The following is a 21,201-nucleotide window of genomic DNA, read 5'->3' on the forward strand; positions in this document are numbered from 1 at the left end:
GTCCGTCGGCCGCCGAGGCGAAGGGCAGTGAGGGCGGGCGCCTCCCCGCCGTCCCAGCCACGAAGGCCGTCGACGTGCGCACCGCGGACGAAGGCCGCTCCATCGCCGCTCTCGCTCGCGGCCATGATGTCCGCCGCGGCGCAATCCGTACCGCCGTCGCGAACCTTCTGCCCGAGTACACGGCCGTCGATCCGGGCGCCCCGGCCCGGAACTGGCGGTCGCCCTCGACATGCCGGGCAAGGTCACGCGGACTAGCGCAAGGCCCGCCGCGCGTACGAGAACCCCGTCAACGCACTCCCGGCTGCCGGCGAGAACTGGCGGCTTTTGGGCTTACCTCGGCGCTACCCCCTCTCTGCCCCGAGCACCCCACCAGCTCCTGCGGTGGGGTGCTTGTCGCAGCTGCGACCTGACCTGGCTCGGGTCACCAGGAGGACTTGGTCACTCCCGGCAGGAACCCGGCATGTGCCTGACGGCGGGCGCGGATCCGGGAGAGTCCGAACTTCCGCAGGTAGCCGCGCGGTCGACCGTCCACGCTGTCACGGTTGCGTACCCGGGTGGCACTCGCGTCGCGCGGCTGCTTCCGCAATTCGGCCAGAGCGGCTCGCCGTTCGGTGTCGGTGGACGACGGGCGGCTGGTGATCGCCTTCAGTTCGGCTCGCCGGGCGGCATACCGCTCTACGGTCGCCTTCCGCTTCTCGTTCTGCGCGATCTTGCTCTTCTTCGCCATCAGGCCTTCCCCCCGCGCGCCCGGATCCTGGCCACGGCCGCTTCGATGCCGATCGAGTCCACAGTCTTGATCGCCCTGGCGCTCAGGGTCAGGCGGACATGGCGACCCTCGCTGGGCAACCAGTAGCGCTTGCTCTGGATGTTCGGGTCGAAGCGGCGTGAAGTGCGCCGGTGGGAGTGCGAGATGAAGTTGCCGAACCCGGGCTTCGCGCCGGTCAGTTGGCAGTGGGCGGACATGGATGGTTCCTGCCTCTCTTCAGCCACCACTTATTGGTAATGGTAATCATTACCATATACTAGCGCCTCGGCAGCGGTCGGCGAGCGTCCGGTCGAGGTAGCGCTTGCCGGGAAAGCCCGGACGGGCGTCCCCGCATCCCGTCGTGACGGCGACGTGAGAGGACTGCACGGCATCGGCGGTCAGGATCTTCGGGGCCTGGGTGGAGATGTCGATGGCGACCTCGGCCATCGCTGCCGCGGCCGCTGGGCCGACGCTGTCGGCGGCGCGGAACCGGCTGAGCGGACCTCCATCCGTCGCGCGGTGCAGTCGGTGAGCCAGGCAGCCGCCGGTGCGGCGATGGTGGGGAAGTGCTGGCAGGCGGCGAGGACGACGTAGCAGAGGCCGATCAGTGCGGGGACCTCGATGAGGGGACCGGCGACGCCCGAGAAGGCGACCGCGATGGCGAATTCGCAGTCGTGGCCCGCGGCGGTGCATGCCGACGGGGCGGTGTGCGGGGAGTCCGGGCCGATGGCGAGTGACCCGGCCCGCATCAGTGCGAGTACACCAGCAGGGCGGCGCGATCCGGGCCACGTCCGGCGGCTTCGAGGTGATGGCGTCGCCCAGTCGGCGCAGAGCAGCATGATGGTGAACAGGGCGAGTCAGGCCATGGCACGTCCTGTCGTCCAGCGGTGGCACCCAGCCACTCGGAGGAAACGATTCCCTTGCGGGCGAAGAGGTGCCCGATTACCGCGCTGACCTAACCATTTCCGCAGGTGGGGGTAGTGGTAGCCCTCGCGCGCGTGCAACCGGCCGGCCTACCGACGGCGTCCGCGGCGTGAACGGATGGGCGGTGTGCCGCGCACGAGGGGCCTCAGGCCGCGACGGCGCCTCGGATCGGGGCACATGGTTGAGGGCCCCGGCACGATCACGTTCCGGGGCCCTGCTGTAGCCCTGTTCGGCGGACAGGCACGTTCAGCGGTCTTTTTTGACCATTTGCACCCAGAAGCTGTCCGTCCGACCGGAGTTGTAATCCGTGTGGTCCCACGCCGCCAAATGGGAACTGTCCTTCAGGTGCAGCTGCACCACCTCGTTCGCGTTGTTCCACTTGTAACTGACGAACCGGAAGTTCCTGTCCGGGGTACCTTGCAGCTCCATCCCCCTCCTATCCCAACTACAGTCGAGCGAGGCGTTGTCCTGGCAGCGGGACCAGGCTTTCGCGTAAAGCTGGCAGTTCTCTCCGGGCCACACGTCGATACGGCTCAGCCTGCCATCGGATGAACGCCATCTTCCCGAGAAGGCATTTGTCACGCACAAGGCGGACGCGTGCTTCGCCGAGACGAGCGTGACCGTGGCCGAGAGGGAAAGCGTCAAGGCGGCCGTCACGAACAAGGCCATAATCCGGCGCAGTGGACTGCCGGGAGAAGAGACGTGTGTCATCGTGTACCTCCCTGTAGGGTGGCAGCACTGGGGGTCTAGTGGTCACACGACGCGTCCAGCCACCTCTACTGAGGGTCTTTGCCATTGCCATCGCCGGTTGCCGCCGCCAGTTCAAGACCAGCACTCCTGGATCCTGATCGCAAGTCAGGAGACTTCGTTCCGCGCAGCTTTCAATGATGAAAACACTCCAATGTGGACCGGTCAACGATCTGCGGCCGGGTACCCGCTGCGAGCAAAACGGCATGATGAGGAGTGGAACCACTCAAGAGCCAGGTCCGAGCTTCGACCCTCGATGTGGTGACAGGTGCCGTGAGCGAGGTCCACGTGGGGGCGTCAGCCCGGAGCGGCGCAGCATCATGGGCTGTGCGGGCTCGCGGAGTAGCTGTTAGCTGTCCCGGGGGATGAGTTGCGCCTTGGGGATGGCGGCCTCGGGTGCATCGACTCGGAAGTTCTCGGCAACCTCGGCCAGTCGCTCGTAGATCCGGGACTCTTCCATGTCGAGTGACAATTCAGAGACGTCGACCGCATGCATGTATTCTCCCGCCCGAAGTTCGATACTCACGGTCGGTGCGTCTTCCGGCGAAGCGACGAGTGAGATGATGTGACCGGCCGAGTCGTGGACGGCAAGTACCCGGATACTGTTTCGCTCCCACACACCGTCGGCTGACTCGCTGGTTGGGCGATTTCGCCCGAAGAAACGGTCAGCCATCACCGCCATTCGGCGGAGATGGTGTTTTCGCTGGTGAGGCGGCGGGCCATGAGGTCGGTCATCGCAAGGTGAATCAGGACTTCGGAGCGGGTGGGCAGGGTTGCGTAGTCGCGGGCCGGGCGGCGGCGGAGCATGAGTCAGCCGGTCCGCTCGACGGCCACCGCTTCGGTATCGGAGTGAAACCCTTGGTTCCGGGTTTGCGGTCTGTGATCTTCATGTCGAGGCCGAGGGTGGCGGCATGCTCGACGAGGTGTCGGCGATGGAGTCCTGCACGCTCGCTGCGGTGACCAGCGCAGCGAGAAGGAGGCCGAGCGCCGCGTCCGGACCACATACAAGATCGCGTCCATGATGTCGTGCAGGTCATGCTCGGCGGCCGGTCGAAGTAGTCCAGGGCCGTGCCACGGCGCTCGAAGCGCCAAGTGGCCGGCACCGGCTCGGTCAACTACCGGCTTCCGGCGTACCGCCACGTACCGAATACGCCCAGGCGCTCGGGGCCGGTGGCGGACCGGCTGTACGGAAGCGGCCGGGGCAGCAGCAGCCGGTCTTCAAGATCGACGTATGCTACTTTGTGAGCGATCGTTCAACTACGAGGAGCGCTGATGGGCCGCAAACAGGTATGGGACCAGGACGAGGTGCTGGCCTCGGCCATGCGTCTGTTCCGTCGTCGTGGATACCTCGGCGCCTCGGTGCGCGACCTCGAAGAGGCAACCGGAATGCACCCGGGCAGCCTGTACCGGACCTTCCACAGCAAGGAAGGTCTGTTCAGCGCGGCCCTGGACGCCTACAACGAGCGGGTGGTGGAGGGCAGGGTCCAGATCCACCTACGGGACGCCGACGACCCCGTGGCCGGGATCCGCTCGTTCTTCACATCGGCGTTCGACACCGGCACCGGCTCCGAACCCGATCCCGGGTGCCTGCTCACCAACACTGCGGTGGAGTCGTTCACCGTTCCGCAGGCGACGCCGGGTGTGCGCCGGGGGCTGGAGACGATCGAGTCCGGCTTCGCGGACGCGTTGACGCGCGCCCGCGCCCAGCGCCTCCTGCCCGCGGAACTCGACGTAGAGGAGTCGGCCGCCCAGCTCCTGGCGCTGTACCAGGGGCTGTTGGTGCTCGTCCGGTCCGGTACGGGCGCCGCCAAACTGCACACCATCACCGACGGAGCCCTGGCGTCGATCGGTGCCAGGCAGACCGAGACATCCAAGCAAGCCAACGAAGAGGAACAGCGATGAGTGACCAACAGCAGCTCTGGGACGACTACGCCGCGTGCTGGTCGGCCGACCCCGCGATACGGCTCGCGGCGCTCGGCACGGTCGCGGTCGACGACGTCACCTACCGGGACCCGGGGACCGAGGTCGGCGGCCTGGCCGGACTGGACGCGTACATGGGCGGCTTCGCCGGGGCGTTTCCCGGACACCGCTTCCGCATCGACGAGGTCCTCGACCACCACGACCGGTCACTGGCCCGCTGGACCCAGATCGGCCCGGACGGCGAGACCTTCATGACGGGCGTGAGCAGCGCGGTACACCGGGACGGCCTCCTCGCCGACGTGACCGGATTCTTCCTTCCCGCCTGACGACAACCGCGTGCGTGCGGTACCCGGCGATGCGCGTCGGTACCGCACGGTCCAACTCCGGGGGACCGCAGTGCGCCCAGGGAACGCGACCCCGGGGCCGCAATTGCCCTCGCACGGATCCATCCGCCTGTGACGGCTACTTCGTCGGCTGCTGCTTGGCTTGTCGGAGCGGGTGGTGGGACTCCGTTCCGGTCTCGATGCGGGCGCCGTCGAAGGACAACCGGTCGAGGACGGCCGCGCCAGGACGCAGGTCGGTGAACGTCCTTGTCGACTCTCCGAGCGATTCGTCGGAGGCGACGGCCATCCATGACGGCGGGAGTTCCCGAACCGTTCAGTGCTGTTTCTCCCTGCGCCTCCGGTGCCGGCCGGCTGCGCTGCCCTCTTGTTGCAGGGATACGACGTCAGGGGTCGGACCGTACCGGCCCAACGGCCCCCGAGGCGCAGAGGACGGTTGAGCTTCGCCGGACGTAGCGCTATGAGTCGCCGCTGCCGGACAGCTCAGCGGAGGGGGTGCGGCGGATCCGGGTGGCGCCGAGCCGGCCATCCGACTCCGGATGCCGAGTCACGCACAACCGCGGACGCTGCGCAAAGGGGTGTCAGCTGCTCCCCGATCGCAGGTTCTGGCTCAGCCAAGCCCCCCGCCCGAAACCGATTGGCCGGCCGCCGGTGAGCTGCGATGATGCCTCTGTTTCCCGGGCGGAGGGCATTTGTTCGTTTTCGTGTGTGCCGGGTGCGGCGCTGAGCTGACCACTCCGCTGTCCCAGGTCGCCCTGCCGGTCCACGTCCATCAGAAATACGGGAACGGGATTCAACTCCCTGTGCTCATGGAGTCGGGCACGTTCGCCGTGGATGCGGAGCCCTGGGGGCCGCCGTGGCGGGCGTGGGAAGAGATCCATCCGGACGAGGCGGTCGCCCGCGGTGTCTACGCGCCGGTTTATGCCCTGTCCGACGGCGTGCCTGGCGCGATCGTCATCGCGCCAGGCGACGCCTGCGGCACCGTGCCGGTACCGGAGAGCCGGGGAACTGGCTACTGTTGCGGCCTCGACGGGGCCGACGGCCCCAACGTGGTCTGTATGGCGTGTGCCCTGCCCGTGGCGAGCCGGATCGACGACTGCTCGCTCTGGCAGGCGATGTGGCTCGCGCCGAACGCCGTGCGCCGCCTTCCCGTCGACGGCGCCGACGTCGTACCGCTTTCCTGGGCGGAGCTGATGGCGCAAGGGACGGGCACGCCCCCGTTCGAACCGATCGCCACGTGGGGGTCGCGGATGGGGGCGGGCCACTGGTCGAACCACTGGTGGTCGTGGAGCCCCCAGTGGGAGGCGGCGGCCGGCCATGCGCTCGCGCACCTGCTCGCCGCCTCGGAGGGCCGGCCGGTGATCGTCCCGGACGGCTTGCTCGGGCAGGTGTTCCAACGCGCGCTGGACGCCATGCTGCCAGTTGGTCCCCAGGCACGACGAGCCGTTCTGGCCGGACCTGGTCGGCCTGCTCCGGACCGGGACGCCGACATCCTCCTCGTGCCGGCCCATCCGCAGACGGGGGAGGCGTGGGCCCCGGCCGACCCGGCGGCGTACCCGGTGCCGTTGCCGTTCGGGGTGTGGCTGTGGCTGGCCTTCCCTGAGCCGGACCTTCCCGTCCCCGCGTCGGGCGGCCTGCCGGACGGTGTCCTCCGTGATGATTTCGACCCGCCCGCGCCGCACCCCCGGCACCTGTTCCGCGCCGACTCCGGAGTGTTCCAGCACACCCTCGTTCGGCTGCCGAGCGTCCGCAACCCATGGCTGCGCGAGGTCCTGGACAACCTCACGCAGCACATGCGGGCCGGCATCTTCCAACCCCGGGCCCGGGCGTTGCGGGCAGGCCGTCCAGGTGGCGGCTGACCACGGGCACACCGCGCGGCGGCCCAGGACTATGTGGCGTGCCACCCCAGGGGGTGCCCCACGATTCCCGCCCGCCGCCGTACGGCTCGCGGGCCCATCAGACGAATCGCCGGGCGCATTCGGCGCGTTCACCGGCGGCGTGTGGTGGGTGTGGTGGCGGTGTCGCGCAGCATGCTGGTGACCCCGGGGGTGGCGAGGTGCGGGCTGCAGGTCAGCGTGCACTCCGGCGACCAAGAGCAGAAGGTCCTCTGGCGGCCCGAGTCCAGGCTTTGGTACGCCCGGGCGCCCCAGGTCCCTCCGGCGCTCAGCGGGTGACGGCCATGCTGTCGGCGACCTTGTCGTGCAGGCACTGCTGGTACGGCTTGTCCCAACAGCACCACAGCGGGTTGAGCAGACCGAGGACGGGCACGACGGCTGCCAGCAGCCAGAACGCCTCACGTCCGGCGGCGCGCCAGAACCCCATGGGGGCGCCCGTCTCCCGGCGCACGATCCGGATCCCGCAGATGCGCTTGCCCAGCGTCGAACCGAACTTCCCTATGGACACCGCGAAGTACAGCACGAAGGACGCGACGAGCCAGGTGATGAGCAGGGCCCTGGCGGGGGCGCCACCGCCGGCGTCGATCCAGATCATCATGGGAATGGCCGAGAGGAAGTACCCGATGTACCAGAAGATCACGTCCAGCAACCGCGCGCCGAGCCGGGCACCGATGTTCGCCAGGCCGGCCGGAGCTCCGTAGCCGGGGCCGGCGGGCGTCCAACCAGGCGGCGCCGTATACCCGTATCCGTGCCCCTGCCCGTACGCGGGGCCGTAGCCCTGGCCGTCGGACTGCTGGAACTGTGGTGGGGCGGCGGGCTGGGGAGGCCCTGCGGGGAACTGCTGGTGCTGCGGATGCTGAGGCGGGATCGACATGGTGCCTTCCTGGCGGAGAATCGTCTGCATTGCGCATCGATCATCCTATTGACACACGGACGGCTCGGATCGTCTTCCGCGGTCTGGCCGAGCTCCCGACTGCCACGACCCGCCCGCAGGGCGCGACTTCCCGGGTCCCGGATCCACGCCGCCACAGCACCGAGCGGGGCGGCCTCTCCGCGCGGCCGGAGTCTCGTCCAGAGCGTGTCACTACCACCCGCCGGCACCTCGTACACGGCCCGGACAGGTTCGGCCGTGAGCGCCCGCAGCGCGGCGTTCCGTGAGACAGGACAGCGCCGACGTGCCGACGTAGCGGGGCGGAGCTGTTTCCGGCCGCGACTGGTGCCTGCGCGGACGAGGCCGGTCTGCTGGTGCGCCGCACGGAGCTCGCAGGACAGCGCAGCGCAGCGAATCGGGCGGGGCTTTTCTGACGTTCCGGCGTCAGGGCCTGTGCGAAGCGGTCCGGTGACGCCCCGAGCAGCCGGAGGCGGCGCGCTCACCTGATGGGGCGCCAGCTGATGTCCCCCGGCTGACGTGCCGGGTCGGCGTCCCCCGTGCCCGGCGGTGGCCGGATCCGCGGTCTTTCGGTGTCGACGCGTGGCCGGGTACGACTGGCGTACCACTGGACTCCCGTGTCCCCGCCCCGCTCCGGCCGATTCACCCTGGAGGCGCACCTGATGACCCCATCCGGCATGACCAGCTTCGACGGTGTCTACGCCCTGCCCGACCCGCGCGGCTACTTCGCCGCCCTCGGGCCGTACGAGTACCAGACCCCCGGCCATGCCCAGCCGGTCTTCCGCGCGCTCGCCGCCGAACTCGGGCCGGGGCGGCGTACGGTCCTCGACGTGTGCTGCTCCTACGGGATCAACGCCGCCCTCCTCAACCACGACATCACCCTCGGCGAACTCTTCGCGCACTACACCTCGGACGGGGTGGCCGAACTCACCACCGCGGAACTCAGCGCCCGTGACCGTGCCTTCTATGCAGCCCGCCGTCGCCCCGACGCCGTGCGGGCCATCGGCATCGACGTGTCAAGGCCCGCCCTGGACTATGCGGTGGCCGTCGGGCTGCTCGACGAGGGGCACTGCGTGGACCTGGAGCGCACCGAGCCGGGGGAGCGGCTCGGCGGCTCGCTCGCCGGGACGGGCCTGATCACCATCACCGGCGGCACCAGCTTCCTCACCGAGCGCACCTTTGTCCGGCTCTTCACCGCCATCGGTCACCCCGTGCCGGTGGCCGCCTTCGTCCTGCGCACCCACGACTACGGGGCGATCTCCGGCTGCCTGCGGTCGTACGGTCTCACCGTCGAGCGGGCCGGCACCACCCAGCCGCAGCGACGGTTCACGGATCCCCGGGAGCAGGAGCGCGCGGTGGCCACCGTCACCGCCCTCGGCGAGGACCCGGCAGGGAAGGAGTCGGCGGGGTACTTCCATACCCGGCTGCACCTGGCCCGCTGACCGGGGGCCGGTCATGTGGTTGACCTCGAAGGTCACTCGTGAACACCAAGCCCAGGAGAGTGGCCCTGGCCGAGGGGGATGGGTGCCTGCGGTCGGCCAGATCGGCTCCACCTGGCTGGCCCCCTGGCGGTGCGGGTGATGGAGTAGAGGGCGGAGTCGCGCACGCTGCCGTCGGCGGCGAGGAAGTGGGCCCGGCGGAATGCCTTCGTGGATCGCTCCCAGGCGCGGGTGTTGCAGACGTCGGTGTGCAGTGAGATGCGGTGGACGCCCCACTGGTAGAAGGCGAGGGGCGTCGGGTATCGCGTCGGGGCTGACGTGGCCGGGGCGCGGCGGCCATACCCCGGCGTGCCAGTACTCCAAGTCCCGCAGGCGGCTGGTGCCCGACGATGGCCCCGTCCCGGTTGCGGGTGATGGTGTAGCTGACGGCGAGGTGGGAGCGGGCGTCGAGTTCGGCGCGTTCGATGTACCGGTCGATCGCGGCCGCGTCCGCGGGGACGTAGGTGTGGGCATAGGCGCTGCGGTCCTCGGTCGCCGCGCGGAGCAGACCGGGAGCATGGGCGCGGGACATCGGCTCCAGATGCACCAGGTGGCCGTGCAGGGGCAGCGCTGCGGGCATGACGTGGTGGTCCCGTCGAGTCTGTTCGTACGCGGTTCGATCCCCTTGACCCGCGGCCGTCGGGCCGGGTCCTGCCGCTGCGGTGGGGCGGATCAGTCCTGGAGTGGTAGCCGCGCGGCCATCCGCCGGACGGGGAGCAGCGGCGTGATCTCTCGGTCCTTGGAAGGGAGGTCCGACGGGCGGGGCACCCGACGCGGGACACGGGCGACTCCCGTCCGGGCCTCTCCGCCGCGCGCTCAGCACGACCGGCGTGGCGGGGGGCTCCACCGGAGGAGGCCCGTCCGCGCCGGACATGCGCACGGCGCCCCCGGAGAACCGGGAGGCGCCGTGCGCGGCGGTCGGGAGCGGCCCGGTGATCAGTAGCGGCGGCTCACCCGCGCCAGGGCCGGGACGAAGCGCGCCGCGTCGATGGTTCCGAGACCGGTCGCCATGTCATATCCGTTGACCGCGGTGTAGCCGGTGACCCCCGCATAGCTGTTGTCCGTGCCGTCGTTGACGTCCACGAGTCCGCTCGACGGCTTGTAGCCCTCGTCCTTGTACAGCGCGTACAGGGCCTCGTTGAGGTTGCCGATCCGGCGACCGGCGGCCTGGTCGGCGAGGGCGACGATGCCGGAGAACAGCGGCGCGGCCTCGCTGGTGCCGCCGGACACGTCCCAGCCGACCGCGGTCGGGTCGTAGCTGGAATACACCCACGCCCCGCCGTTGACGGCGGCGGCCATCGAGATGTCCGGGGTGCCGCGCCGGTTGCCGACGATCCCGCGGACGCCGTTTTGGAACGTGGGCCGCGCGAAGACGTGCGACTGGCCGCCGCCCCCCGCTCCGTTGTCGTTGTAGACGCTCTCGGGGCTGAGGCGGTTGCCCTTGTCGTCGAGGTGCAGCTGGGTGCCGCCGATCGAGGTGACGAGCGGGTCGGACGAGGGCCAGGAGTTGACGCGCTCCTTGTAGTAACCGCTGCCGTCCGCGGTGTTGTCCGTGGCGCCACCGTCACCGGAGGAGGCGAGGACGGTCACATCGTGGGCCGCCGCAGCCTTGAAGGCGTACCGCAGGTTTTTCAGGCTTGAGAGGTCACCCTTGTCGAAGCCCGGGAAGGTGTTCTCGGTCGCGCCGAAGCTCTGGGTGATGACGTCGCCGATGCCCCGGTCGATCAGGGACTTCTCGGCCGACATCATCTCGGGGAAGCCGGTCACGCCCTCGGTTTCCGCGACCGCCGTCTCCACCAGCACGATCTTGGCGTCCGGCGCCATGGCGTGGGCCATCTCGACGTCGAGCGTGGACTCACCGGCCCAGCCCGTCATGTCGGCGTTCTTCGGGTCCCAGGCCGGGACGTTGCCCCACTTGACCACCTGGACCTTGCTGCTCGGCATGCCGAACTGCTTGCTGTACACGTCGAGGTCGTGCTGGATCGTCGGCGAGCCGAACGAGTCCACGATCACGATGGTCCGGCCCTTGCCGGTGATGCCGGCCTGGTAGAGCGGGTCCAAGTGGTACGCCTGGCGGTACTGCAGCGGTCCGTAGCAGGCGATCTTCCACTTCGCCTGGCACTGTTCCGTGGACAGCGGGCTGCCGACGGCACGGATCAACTGGTGTCCGGCCACCACCGGAACGGGCTTGACCTGCCCGCCGGCGGCGGGGGCAACCGAGGCGGCCCCGCTCAGAGGCGTGGTGACCAGGGCGGCGGCGGCGAGGGCGGTGGCCCCTGCCGTGGCGACCGTGGCGCGGAGCTTGGGGCGGGGTATGCGCATGAGTGCTCCTTGTGTGGGGTGGAGCCGCACGTAACGGCTTCCGCGATCCCATCGGGAGGTCATGCACTGGACAAGGATCTTTGTCGCTTGATGTCGAACGCTTTGCCTGACTCCCCATCTTTTGACGCTTCCTGACCCAATCATGGGCGGAGTTCGGCGGCGGATCTGCGACGGGCGCATGGGGGTCCGGCCCGCCGGACCGTTGGCCGCGTGCTCGTGGCGGCGGGAGCGGAAGACGGCCAAGCCTGGAAGGGACTGAGCCGCGGACACCTCGGCTGCGCCGGCCGGCGGGCTCCGACGCGCCCGGGTGGTGACACCCCCGTGTCATGCCGGGGGCGGCGGAGGGCGGCAGTGCCGCGCCTGGGACCTCGCGTTGTCCCCGCCGGGACGCCACCCGGTGCCCTGGCCGCTCGCCGCATCCTCCCTGCGCGTGCGGCGTTGTACTCCTGTTGGCCCAAGTCCCCCCACCCCAGGAGCACCGTGTGACGCCCACCTCTCTGCCCGCGACCGACAGCCTGCTGCGTCAGACCCTCGGGGAATGGCGCATCGGGCTTGTTGCCTGGCGGCTGCTCGTCCTGCAGACGGCGCACCCGGTCGTGGCGGCCGGCACGGCCCGCTACTCCACCTACCGGGCCCACCCGTGGCGGCGGATCGAGCACACCATGGACAGCGGCAGCCGGTTGTTCTTCGCCGGACCCCAGGAGAGGCAGCGCGAGATCGCCCGGCTGGAGCGCGCGCACCGCCGGATCCGCGGCACCGACGACGCCGGCCGCCCGTACAGCGCCGAGGACCCGGAGGTGCGCGCGTGGGTGATGCTGACGCTGTACGAGGCCATGACCGCCATGCGCGAGCTGTCCGGCGATCCGCTCGCACCGTCCGAACTCGACGCACTGTACGGCGAGTTCAAGGAGGTCTGCGAGGCCCTCGGCATTTCCGGCGAGTTCCTCCCGGCTACCGCAGCCGACGTACCCGCCTACGTCGACCGCACCGTCCGCGAGGTCCTCGAGCTCGGGGACCAGGTCCGCTACCTCCTCTTCGACATGCTGCGCGAGGCTCCCGCACCCCGCCGACTCGGACTGCTGCGGCCGGCCTGGCCGCTGCTGCGCGCCGTCGTCGCGAGCCTGCTGACCAGCCTGACCATCGCGGACCTGCCGCCGGCCTGGCACGAGCGGTTCGGCACACCCCGGACCCGCAGGGCCGCCGCGCTGTCCTGGACGCTGCACCGCGGCATGCGCCAGGTCATGACCCGCCTGCCCGACCGCCTGCGCTATCGCGGCCACTCCGACGAGGACGGCGGTCAGCAGCCCGCTCCCCGGCGGCCCACGGCGGCTCCGCGGCTGCCCCGGCCCCGTGGCGGCGACTCCCGCCCGGCGCGGCTGGAGGCGTTCTTCCGGCAGGTGCTCGACCAGACCGGTGACGGGAAGGTGGACTCCGCCGACCTCCAGGCGATGGTCCACAACGTGTGCTGGCAGCTGGAGCTTCCGGTCGAGCGCGAGGACCGGCTCTACGCCGCCTTCGAGTCCTGGTGGGAGCAACTGCGCGCGGGCATGGACGCGGACGGCGACGGGGCGGTGGACTGTGCCGAGTTCGTTTCCGCGATGCTCAAGGGCATCGACGGGGATCCGGACTACCTCGACCAGGGCCTCAAGCCGGCGGTGCGCGTCCTGTTCCGGACCGCGGACACCGACGGCAGCGGACACCTGTGCGCGGACGAGTACCGCGTCCTGTTCGGGGGCCCGCGCGTCCACCCCGCCGAGCTGAACGATGCCTTCCGGCAGCTGGACGCAGATGGCGACGGCCGGATCAGCGAGGAGGAATTCGTCGCCGCCTTCACCGACTTCTTCACCGCTCGTGCGGACACCGCCGCGGGCGTGGCGCTGCTGGGCCGCCCCTGAGGGCGGCCAAGCAGCGCAGGGAGAGCACAGGCCGGCAGGCGGCGAGCCGGGCCGGCGCCAACGGCCGGCGCGATCTGCCGCACAAGGTGAACGCTCCACCGTCCGGGGCCCCGGTCCGTCCTCCCGCCGCTACCCGCTACCCGCTACCCGCTCCCGGCCTCCGAGGGACCTTCGCCTCGTGACACCGGCCCGCCCCTCCAGGACGGGCCGGCCGCGACGGCCACCGGGCCCGGAGTGCGGCCGGTCGCGGTGCGCGGCCCGGTATGGCGCGGGTTATGCCACCTGGTGACAGCCGTACTGCGGGTAGATCTGCTTGAGTAGGGCGGTGGCCTGGGGGGTGGTGGTGACGGTGAAGACCGGCCCTCCGTTGCAGGACCATCTCGTGGTTACCAGCGCGGCAGCTTCAGCTGACGACGGGAGAAGAACGCTGCCCGCGATGAGGCAGCCGGCGAGTGCCGTCACGCACCTGCGAAGTGGAATCCGCCACATGTCTCTCACTGCTTTCCATCGGGTCCGGCAAACAGCGCCTGGACGCATCTGACGATTACCTCGGCGATATATGGAAGCCGCCATTTACGGTCTGTCGCTGTCGCCGAGATGACAGGGTGGGTTGTAGGTGTGCGGGGTTTGGAGCCCGGCATTCTGCTGGGCCTGTACGAAAATCACCGGCCGCGGAGGCAAATGCTGCGAGCCGGAGACGGCGGTGCTGCTCGACACCCGTGTCGTGGCTCCCTCGACGGGCCCAGCGGGTTCCCGGTCAGTCGAAGTCGAATATGGCGACGACGGGAGCGTGGTCGGATTCGGGGAATTGGGCGAGGAGGTTGCGGGTGACGAGCATGTGGTCGATCATCTGCCCGCGGCCGTGGTGGAAGAGGGTTGTAGCGGGCGTCGCTGGGGATGGTGTGCTCGATGGGAACCAGGACCCGGGTGGCGAGGGCGCCGTTGTTGGTGTCCTCGATGTTGCCGCAGATGGCCAGGACCGGAACTTCTTCGGGCTCGGCGTTGAAGTCGCCGGCGACGATGATCCGCGCGTCGGCGCGTTCAGCCAGAGAAGGACGCGCGCCAGGGGCGGTCTCGTCGAAGTTTTCCAGGTTGAACGTGGCAATCCGGATCTGTGTCACAGCAGCCCCTCAGGACGCGATGGCCGGGAATAGGCACCCTAAACAGGGCCTGCTGGTGATGGAAATCAGGCGCGCTCGGCGTTCCCCCGACTGCCGGGCATTGCCCGCTGTCGCTGCGGCTCCGCTGTAGCCGGGGCGCGCTTCGGGCGGAAGCCGTCAAAGGTAAGTCGAGACCGCCCATTCCTGTCGAGCGCCCGTCACTCGCGCGTTGCTCCGGCGTCGGGCGCGCCACTCCGACGACCACTGCTAGCGCAGGGAGTCTGGGAGGCCTCGCACTCCCTTGAGTTTGGCGCCGCCGAGTTTGACGCCCGAGAGGTCGGCGCCTGTGACATTCGCACCTGTGAGATCGGCTTTGGAGAGGTTGGCCCTCGTGAGCTCGGCGTGGGTGAGGTCGGCGTTGGTGAGATCCGCCCCGGACAGGTCGACACCGGCCAGATCCACTCCGGACAGGTTGGCGCCAATGAGGTTGGCTTCCCGTAGAGCGGCACATGTGGTTACGGCTTTCGGCTCCTCGGTGCTGCCGACGGGAGCCAGAAACAGCTCCCCGCAGAGAGTTGCCTTCCTGAGGTCCGCGCCCGTAAGGAAGGCGCGGGTCAGGTCCGCCCCGGCAAAGTTCGTCCCCGTCATGTCCGCGCATTCCACAGCCAGGGCACAGAAGTACGCGCCGGTGAGGTCAGCGCCAGAAAGCCCCGTGTCGCGCAACTGTGCATTCTGGAGAACCGCAGCCGAGAGGTTCGCCTCGGAAAGGCTCGCCCGGCTGAGGTTCGCCTCATCCAGGCTGGCTTCGGCGAGATCTGCGCCATTTAATTCCGTGTCGCTCAGGTTTGCGCCTGTTAAAATCGTTCCCCGCAGCTGGATGGCCTGATTTTCGTAAGGGTGTGCGGGGCGCCAGCTCCGCAGATCGGTGCGAGCCAGATTCACTTCAAGCCCGTTGTCCTTGTCTGGGCGGCGCCGTACCAGCACGTTCATGGCCGCGCTGATGTCGGCCATCGGTACGGACGTGGGCACCGGGGCGTGTCGGCGGACGTACGCGGAGAGCACCGAGACGACGGTGGCCTGGTCGCGCGGAGAGTCGTTCATGATCCGCTCCAGCGCGTAGATCCCGCCCAGTCGCACATCCACTGAGCCCGATCCCAGATTGGCGATGGCCGCGTTGAAACGGTTGGTGATCTGCCCCTCCTCGGCGATCCGCAGCTCCTTTCCGTTCTGGCCCACCTGGAGCCAGGTGAAGAGCAGCGCGGCCACGGCAGCCAGCCCCGGCAGGCTCAAGATCAGCAGGGATAGGCGGGGGGACGGGCCGCCGCCGGATCCCGGGCCGACGGCCCGCCGCCGCCGGTTGTTCAGGCGGCGCCGCGCAGCTCGCCGGTGGGCGTTCCTGCGGAATCGGGTGTAGATAGAGGTCCCGGCCATCCGATCATTGGCACACGCCGCGGCGGAACGGCCACCACCGCCACACCGCGCTCCCCCGTTTGGAGCCCGCGAAGCGGCAACCGCCTGTACCGGTTTCTGCTCCGGACCCAGCGCATCGGCTCAGCCGCCTGCCGGTGAGCGGGCGGTGAGCGGGCGGTGTGCCGCCCCCGGCACGGTTGCTCCATAGCCGGCCCCGCGCCTGCCAGGGAACGAGGAGCGGACCCTGCACACGCTGACGGGCAAGACGGCGCTGGTGACGGGCGGGTCCCGGGGGATCGGCCGGGCGGTCGCGCTGCGGCCCGCGGCCGAGGGCGCACTGGTCGCCGTGCACTACGGGGGCGACGAGGAAGCCGCCCGGGAAACGGTGGCCCGGATCGAGGAGAAAGCGCCGGCACGCGTGTCGCGCCCTCGTGAGCGTCGGTGGTGGCGAGGGGCGGTGAGTCGGCGGTGACCGCACGCTGAGGGGCCCGGTGGATGCTCACCGGCATGACGAACCCACACGCCCCGGGCGCCTCCGGCGCCGGTCACCCTCGCCCGAGCCGTGCTTTACCGAGGAGCCGACGGTGTCGGTAGCACCGGATCCACGGAGTCTCCGCAAAAACACTTTGGCGGACCGCAGCGATTCACTGCTACCTTTCCGGAGGCCGTGCGAGAGAACGAGGAGGTGGTACCCGTGAATGCAGTAACGACATGGGTGCTCCCCTCCGGGGTCACGGTCGGGCGATAGGTCGTCCGGGAGCGCCGTTCAAGAGCACTCCCGAAGGACACGACCATGCAATTCACTTCCGAACAGCGCCTCGACGACGGCGTCCTCGAGCGCGAATTCTCCCTTGGCGAGATCCCCGGCACCCTGTGGACGCCCGAATCCGCCGCACCGGTCCCGCTGATCCTGATGGCCCACAACAACGGCCTCCCCAGGAAGCAATCCCGGCTGGTGGCCCGGGCCCGGCACTCCGCGGCGCACGGCTACGCGGTGGCCACCATCGACGCCGCCGGCTGCGGCGACCGGCCCCGTTCCGCCGCCGACGAGCAGTCTCGCGCCGACCTCCGCCGGGCGATGCAGGCCGGCGAGCCGGTCGAGGAGATCTTCGAGTCCCTGGTCGGCTCGCTGGTCGAGAAGGCGGTCCCGGAATGGCAGACCACCCTGGACGCCTTGCTCGCACTGCCCGAGATCGGCGGCCCGGTCGGGTACTCGGGGTGGACCGCCGTCGGCATCCGCCTCGCGGCGGTCGAGCCGCGCATCGCGGCCGCCGGTTTCTTCGCCGGGGGTTTCGTGCCCCGTGCCCAGCGCGAGGAGGCCCGGCAGGTCACCATTCCAATGCTGTTGCTGCTGCAGTGGGACGACGAGGGAAACCCCCGGCAGCGGGCCCTGGACCTGTTCGACGCCTTCGGCAGCAAGGAGAAGACGCTGCACGCCAACATGGGCGGACACGTCGGTACCCCGTGGTTCGAGGTGGAGGACGGGGAACGGTTCTTCGGCCGGCACCTGAAGTGACACCGGTCCGTCAGGCCGGCAGCAGACGGTAGGCGATGCCGACCAGGCCAGGCCACCGCTCATCGAGGGCGGGTTCCGACCCTCCTCGATGAGCGGTGGCCTTCTACTGCCCAAGGGACGGGGTGATGAGACGAACGTCCGCGACGCCAGCCTTCGCCCAGCCGTTCCTTCTGTCCAGCACGGTGCACCTCGACGGCGTCGCCATGTCCCGGACTTCCTCGTACTGGTTGGCGACGCGGGAGGACGCTACCGCGGCAGTGCCTCGAATGCCGAACCACCAGGCTGACCGGTTCTGTTGGCCTGTGGATGGCCGGCTCGGAGCCGTCCACCACTGACCCGTCGGCCGCAGCGGACGGGCGGCTCGCTCACGGACCGGGGCCGCCGGGGACGGTCCGCGGTTGGTGGTCGGCAACGATGGCGAGGACCTGCTGGAGCTGGCCGTGCAGCCCTGGGCGGACATCCACCGGATCCGGCCGAAGGAGACTTGCATCGTGGTCACCCACTCGCCGACGGCGCACGGGACTTGCGGTGGGACGTCGTACGGCGACGAGCCGTTCGAGGTCGAGCACCGGCCGGATTCGGTACGCGGTGGCTGCGCGCCCCTATGAGACTGAAGCCGGCACTCCCGTCTTGAGGAACCACAGACCGGCGATGGTTCCGTCCTCGTGGAAGTTCACCCGGAACTCGCCGGCCCGGTGTTCCATGCTCAACGGCACCTGGACCACGGTGAACCCGCCGGACGCGACGTCTTTGGGATCGCCGTGCGAGCGGTAGCGTCCGAACGCGGTCTGGTAGGCCTGCCAGGCCTGCGCGAGGGCGGCCGGCGGCAGCAGCTTGCGCACGGTCGGATCGAAGTGGGCCGTGGCCGCGGTGAACCTGCCGTTCGCGATGGCATCGAGTGTTTGAAGGGCGATCCGGTCGTACCGTGTCTGAGCCGGCAGGGGCGCGGCGACCGTGCCCGCGACCGTCGATGCGGCGGGGGTGAGTGCCGCAGCGGGCGGGAAAGCGCCGGCCGGCAACAGCACGCAGGCGGCCAGTACGAGCGGTACCACAGCCTGGGCCAGATGACGTTTGCTGCTGAGCGTTGAGTCCTTGCCGGGCATCAGCACCACGACTTCTCCAGCTCGGTAGTCCGACATGTCCATCGTGCTCCACGCGCCCTCCCCCCGCATGCCGGCCCTTCGCCGGACGGCGTGCAGGAGCTGTCGGCGTGGACGGGGGCGCCGATCCGCTCGCCGTGTCGGCCTGTTGGAAGGGAGGGCGTAGCCGAGCGTCCCACGTAGGGCGGTCGTGGCTGCTCGGCAGACCAGGATCGAGGGCCGCCTGCGATGTCGGGGGCGACGGTCTGCGCGAGCGCGTTCCGCCCGCCCGGGCCCTCGCCCCGCGGCCGGCGCGCCCGCTGCGCCGATCAGTAGGACACTCCGCCGGGAGGGCTTCGCTCGGCGCCGGGCGTCGTCGCAGCCGTTGCCGACCAGGGCCGCCGCGGCGCCGTGGTTGCCGACCTGGAGGGGCTGCCGGACACTTGGATCAGTACCCGCCGGGGCGGCAGCCGTCCTGCTGCCGGTCGGGGGCGAAGTCCCGCAACGCCAGGCGATCAACTCGGGCATCAAGCCGGGCGTCGCCTATCGCGAGGTCATCGAAACCGTCGACCGTGCGGAAGGCATCGGCACCCGGTTCGAGGCGGTCAGCCGGTCCGACCGGGTCTGTGCCGAGCCCACGGACCCGTCGAAGCAGGGTTCCGGGACGGCGGCCCTGTCCGTCGGGCCGATCTCCGGCGAGGCGAAGCCGTCGTTGGCACCAACCGGAACTACTGGGTGTCCCACGCCAACCGCGGCGCGGAGGTGAAGAACGCCGTCATCGAGCTCTGGGTCACCGGACCGCTCACGCTGCGCCGGCCTCCGGAGTCCGGCACGTTCAGCGGCTTCACCTGCGCGGCCTCCGGCCCGGCCGGCTTCCGGTGCACCGGTGGAACCGTCATGGCCGCCGAGACGAACCAGATCCCGTACCGCGCCACCGTGGCGCGGGCCGGCAACGGCACGATCCACGCCTCGATCACCGGCGCCGGCGACGCCGGCACGGCCGACAACAGCTCGTCCTTCGCGGTCCAGGCCGTGCCCAAGACCGGCTGACCCCGAGCGCCGGGAACAACGTCACCACGCACAGCGGTGCCGACGGGTGATGACGGCCGCGGCGACAGCGAGAGGCCTGCAGCCCCATCCCCGGCGGTGGGGTGCGTCGGGGAGCTATTCGCGTACCCGAGCGTTCACTGTGCGATGCGCGTCTCCGATGTCCGCGCCCAGCCCCGCGAGCAGGCGCAGCCCGTCCTCGGCAGGGCTGCCGGGGGCCGCGGACAGCACCAGCAACTCCATGCCCGATTCGTCGGGTAGCGAGAAGTTCTCCTGGTGCAGTTCCAGCAAGCCGACCAACGGGTGCCGGTACGCCTTGCGCCCATGCGTGCGGGCGCGCACGTCCGCGCGGGCCCAGAGCCGGCGGAAGCGCTCGCTGCCCATCGCCAGCTCGCCGATCAGCGACGCCAGGCGAGGATCCCCCGGGTATTTGCCGGCGGCCAGGCGCAGGTGCCCGACCACGTCGAGGGTGCATTCCTCCCACTCCGCATAAAGGCCGCGCTCGCCCTCAACGAGGAAGACGTGCCGGGCGATGTTCAGGCCCGGCACAGGCCGGCCGAACAGGAGCCCGGCGAGGCGGTTCCCGGCGAGCACGTCCAGTCGGCAGTCCATGATCAGCGCGGGTGCGTCGGCCACCAGGTCGAGGACGCGCAGCAGTTCCGGGCGGACCCGCCCGCCCGGCGCGCTCGCGCGGCGGCGGCGCTGCCGGGCGAGCCGGTAGAGGTGCCCGCGTTCGGTCGCGTCGAGGCCGAGGACGCGGGCGAGCGCGTCGAGGACCTGCTCGGAAGGCTGGGTCGCGCGGCCCTGCTCCAGGCGCACGTAGTAGTCGACGCTGACTCCGGACAGGTGCGCGACCTCTTCGCGGCGCAGTCCTTCGACCCGGCGACGGCTGTCGGTGGGGATGCCGACGGCTGCCGGGTCGACCCGGGAACGCCGGGTCCGGAGGAAGCCTGCAAGATCGTCCATGGTCATCAGTATGGCGCCGGCCGGGGCCCGTGAAGGTGGTCCTGCCGGTACCAGGAAGTCCCGTCCGACGGAAGAGGAGCCCCTGAACGCAGGGCGCCACGCCGCCCAGGATCGAAGGCACCCGATGAGAAGGAGTTCCCATGAAGACGCTGATCGTCTACGCCCACCCTGAGCCCAAGTCGCTCAACGGCTCGCTGAAGGACCTCGCGGTGTCCACGCTGGAGGCCGCCGGGCACGAGGTACAAGTGAGTGATCTGTACGCGATGAACTGGAAGGCGGTCGTGGACGCCGCGGACTACGGTCCCGACGTCTCGACTCCGCTGAAGGTCGCCCTGGACTCGGGCCGGGCCTTCGACGCCGGGACCCTCACCCCGGACGTCCTCACCGAGCAGGAGAAGCTGCTGTGGGCGGACACGATCATTTTCCAGTTCCCGCTGTGGTGGTACACCATGCCCGCGATCCTCAAAGGCTGGGTGGACCGGGTGTTCACCTACCGCTTCGCCTACGGAGTCGGCGAACACAGCGACACCCGGTACGGCGAGCGCTTCGGCGAAGGCACCCTCGCGGGCAGGAGGGCCCTGCTGTCGGTGACCGCCGGCGGCCTGGAGTCTCATTACGCCGCTCGCGGCATCAACGGCCCCATCGACGATCTGCTGTTCCCGATCCACCACGGCATCCTCTACTACCCGGGCATCGAGGTGCTGCCGCCGTTCGTGCTGTACGGCACCGACCGGATGACCCGAGAGGACTACCCCGACATCGCCAAGGCCTGGGAGCAGCGCCTGCGCACCCTGGAGTCGACCGAGCCGATCCCGTTCCGGCGGCAGAACTTCGGCGACTACGAGATCCCCTCCCTGCACCTGAGGGAGGGACTGGAGCGCGAGGGCCGCGCGGGGTTCGGGCTGCACGTGCGCGGCTGACTCCAAC

At 70.0% G+C, this 21,201-nt stretch carries 20 protein-coding genes and 2 pseudogenes; 10 read left to right on the forward strand and 12 right to left on the reverse strand.

All coding sequences use genetic code 11. From position 1 onward, the window contains the following. Positions 1 to 421: 421 nt before the first annotated feature. The 6 genes and pseudogenes from rpsN to ACWGH1_RS04930 all read right to left on the reverse strand — a co-directional run. Positions 422 to 727: a 30S ribosomal protein S14 gene (gene rpsN, locus ACWGH1_RS04905; RefSeq protein WP_453353813.1), complete on the reverse strand. Its 306-nt coding sequence runs from the start codon at positions 725 to 727 to the stop codon at positions 422 to 424. Beyond that, on the reverse strand, positions 727 to 963 hold the full coding sequence (gene rpmB, locus ACWGH1_RS04910; protein ID WP_453353812.1) for a 50S ribosomal protein L28: 237 nt from the start codon (positions 961 to 963) through the stop codon (positions 727 to 729). Before rpmB ends, rpsN begins: the two co-directional genes overlap by 1 nt. A gap of 49 nt (positions 964 to 1,012) precedes the next feature. Further along, a complete protein-coding gene (locus tag ACWGH1_RS04915; protein ID WP_453353811.1) occupies positions 1,013 to 1,192 on the reverse strand; it encodes a hypothetical protein in 180 nt (59 codons plus the stop codon). A gap of 723 nt (positions 1,193 to 1,915) precedes the next feature. Beyond that, positions 1,916 to 2,380 carry a hypothetical protein gene (locus tag ACWGH1_RS04920; protein WP_453353810.1) on the reverse strand — a complete coding sequence of 155 codons (465 nt, stop codon included), beginning with the start codon at positions 2,378 to 2,380 and terminating at the stop codon, positions 1,916 to 1,918. Between the two features lie 385 nt (positions 2,381 to 2,765). After that, the gene (locus ACWGH1_RS04925) at positions 2,766 to 3,098 is read right to left on the reverse strand and encodes a hypothetical protein (RefSeq protein WP_453408429.1); all 333 of its coding nucleotides are present in this window, start codon (positions 3,096 to 3,098) and stop codon (positions 2,766 to 2,768) included. Then, positions 3,089 to 3,348, reverse strand: a pseudogene (locus ACWGH1_RS04930) (IS5 family transposase); the annotation flags it as partial. The gene ACWGH1_RS04925 and the pseudogene ACWGH1_RS04930, both read right to left, overlap by 10 nt. Before the next feature lie 340 nt (positions 3,349 to 3,688). On the opposite strand from ACWGH1_RS04930, the gene ACWGH1_RS04935 reads away from it, so the two are divergent. Both ACWGH1_RS04935 and ACWGH1_RS04940 read left to right on the forward strand, forming a co-directional pair. Beyond that, positions 3,689 to 4,318, forward strand: a complete 630-nt coding sequence (locus tag ACWGH1_RS04935) for a TetR/AcrR family transcriptional regulator (RefSeq protein ID WP_453353808.1) — start codon at positions 3,689 to 3,691, stop codon at positions 4,316 to 4,318. Then, complete coding sequence (locus ACWGH1_RS04940; protein ID WP_453353807.1) at positions 4,315 to 4,662, forward strand: nuclear transport factor 2 family protein; 348 nt, start codon at positions 4,315 to 4,317, stop codon at positions 4,660 to 4,662. Before ACWGH1_RS04935 ends, ACWGH1_RS04940 begins: the two co-directional genes overlap by 4 nt. Before the next feature lie 136 nt (positions 4,663 to 4,798). Here the strand turns inward: ACWGH1_RS04940 and ACWGH1_RS04945 are convergent, their stop codons facing one another. Beyond that, entirely contained in the window at positions 4,799 to 4,966 is a 168-nt protein-coding gene (locus tag ACWGH1_RS04945) for a hypothetical protein (RefSeq protein ID WP_453353806.1), read from the reverse strand. A gap of 403 nt (positions 4,967 to 5,369) precedes the next feature. Between ACWGH1_RS04945 and ACWGH1_RS04950 the strand changes: the two genes are divergently transcribed. Continuing rightward, positions 5,370 to 6,536 (forward strand): hypothetical protein, encoded by a 1,167-nt coding sequence (locus ACWGH1_RS04950; RefSeq protein WP_453408430.1) that lies wholly within the window; start codon positions 5,370 to 5,372, stop codon positions 6,534 to 6,536. A gap of 304 nt (positions 6,537 to 6,840) precedes the next feature. On the opposite strand, the gene ACWGH1_RS04955 is transcribed toward ACWGH1_RS04950, so the two are convergent. Then, positions 6,841 to 7,446 (reverse strand): RDD family protein, encoded by a 606-nt coding sequence (locus tag ACWGH1_RS04955; RefSeq protein ID WP_453356486.1) that lies wholly within the window; start codon positions 7,444 to 7,446, stop codon positions 6,841 to 6,843. Between the two features lie 692 nt (positions 7,447 to 8,138). Between ACWGH1_RS04955 and ACWGH1_RS04960 the strand changes: the two genes are divergently transcribed. Then, the gene (locus ACWGH1_RS04960; protein ID WP_453356485.1) at positions 8,139 to 8,903 is read left to right on the forward strand and encodes a hypothetical protein; all 765 of its coding nucleotides are present in this window, start codon (positions 8,139 to 8,141) and stop codon (positions 8,901 to 8,903) included. Positions 8,904 to 9,875: 972 nt separating this feature from the next. On the opposite strand, the gene ACWGH1_RS04965 is transcribed toward ACWGH1_RS04960, so the two are convergent. Then, on the reverse strand, positions 9,876 to 11,261 hold the full coding sequence (locus tag ACWGH1_RS04965; protein WP_453408431.1) for a S53 family peptidase: 1,386 nt from the start codon (positions 11,259 to 11,261) through the stop codon (positions 9,876 to 9,878). A 482-nt stretch (positions 11,262 to 11,743) separates the two neighbouring features. Between ACWGH1_RS04965 and ACWGH1_RS04970 the strand changes: the two genes are divergently transcribed. Next, positions 11,744 to 13,156, forward strand: coding sequence for an oxygenase MpaB family protein (locus tag ACWGH1_RS04970; protein WP_453354960.1), 1,413 nt, complete (start codon positions 11,744 to 11,746; stop codon positions 13,154 to 13,156). Between the two features lie 1,367 nt (positions 13,157 to 14,523). Here ACWGH1_RS04970 and ACWGH1_RS04975 read toward each other — a convergent pair. Then, complete coding sequence (locus ACWGH1_RS04975; protein ID WP_453354958.1) at positions 14,524 to 15,687, reverse strand: pentapeptide repeat-containing protein; 1,164 nt, start codon at positions 15,685 to 15,687, stop codon at positions 14,524 to 14,526. Positions 15,688 to 15,910: 223 nt separating this feature from the next. On the opposite strand from ACWGH1_RS04975, the pseudogene ACWGH1_RS04980 reads away from it, so the two are divergent. The 3 genes and pseudogenes from ACWGH1_RS04980 to ACWGH1_RS04990 form a co-directional block, all read left to right on the forward strand. Next, positions 15,911 to 16,066 (forward strand): annotated as a pseudogene (locus ACWGH1_RS04980) (SDR family NAD(P)-dependent oxidoreductase); the annotation flags it as partial. A gap of 393 nt (positions 16,067 to 16,459) precedes the next feature. After that, positions 16,460 to 17,182 carry an alpha/beta hydrolase gene (locus ACWGH1_RS04985; RefSeq protein ID WP_453354957.1) on the forward strand — a complete coding sequence of 241 codons (723 nt, stop codon included), beginning with the start codon at positions 16,460 to 16,462 and terminating at the stop codon, positions 17,180 to 17,182. A gap of 401 nt (positions 17,183 to 17,583) precedes the next feature. Beyond that, positions 17,584 to 17,790 carry a hypothetical protein gene (locus ACWGH1_RS04990; protein ID WP_453357205.1) on the forward strand — a complete coding sequence of 69 codons (207 nt, stop codon included), beginning with the start codon at positions 17,584 to 17,586 and terminating at the stop codon, positions 17,788 to 17,790. On the opposite strand, the gene ACWGH1_RS04995 is transcribed toward ACWGH1_RS04990, so the two are convergent. Beyond that, a complete protein-coding gene (locus ACWGH1_RS04995) occupies positions 17,785 to 18,327 on the reverse strand; it encodes a DUF3887 domain-containing protein (protein ID WP_453357204.1) in 543 nt (180 codons plus the stop codon). The two genes, ACWGH1_RS04990 and ACWGH1_RS04995, sit on opposite strands and share 6 nt — an antisense overlap. Before the next feature lie 669 nt (positions 18,328 to 18,996). Here ACWGH1_RS04995 and ACWGH1_RS05000 point away from each other — a divergent pair. Then, positions 18,997 to 19,311 carry a hypothetical protein gene (locus ACWGH1_RS05000; RefSeq protein ID WP_453357203.1) on the forward strand — a complete coding sequence of 105 codons (315 nt, stop codon included), beginning with the start codon at positions 18,997 to 18,999 and terminating at the stop codon, positions 19,309 to 19,311. A 114-nt stretch (positions 19,312 to 19,425) separates the two neighbouring features. Here the strand turns inward: ACWGH1_RS05000 and ACWGH1_RS05005 are convergent, their stop codons facing one another. Beyond that, positions 19,426 to 20,274, reverse strand: coding sequence for a helix-turn-helix transcriptional regulator (locus ACWGH1_RS05005; protein WP_453408432.1), 849 nt, complete (start codon positions 20,272 to 20,274; stop codon positions 19,426 to 19,428). A 140-nt stretch (positions 20,275 to 20,414) separates the two neighbouring features. Here ACWGH1_RS05005 and ACWGH1_RS05010 point away from each other — a divergent pair, with 140 nt between their 5' ends. Continuing rightward, a complete protein-coding gene (locus tag ACWGH1_RS05010) occupies positions 20,415 to 21,194 on the forward strand; it encodes an NAD(P)H-dependent oxidoreductase (RefSeq protein ID WP_453408433.1) in 780 nt (259 codons plus the stop codon). The last annotated feature ends 7 nt before the right edge of the window (positions 21,195 to 21,201 follow it).

This window comes from Streptomyces sp. NPDC054883 (assembly GCF_053610645.1).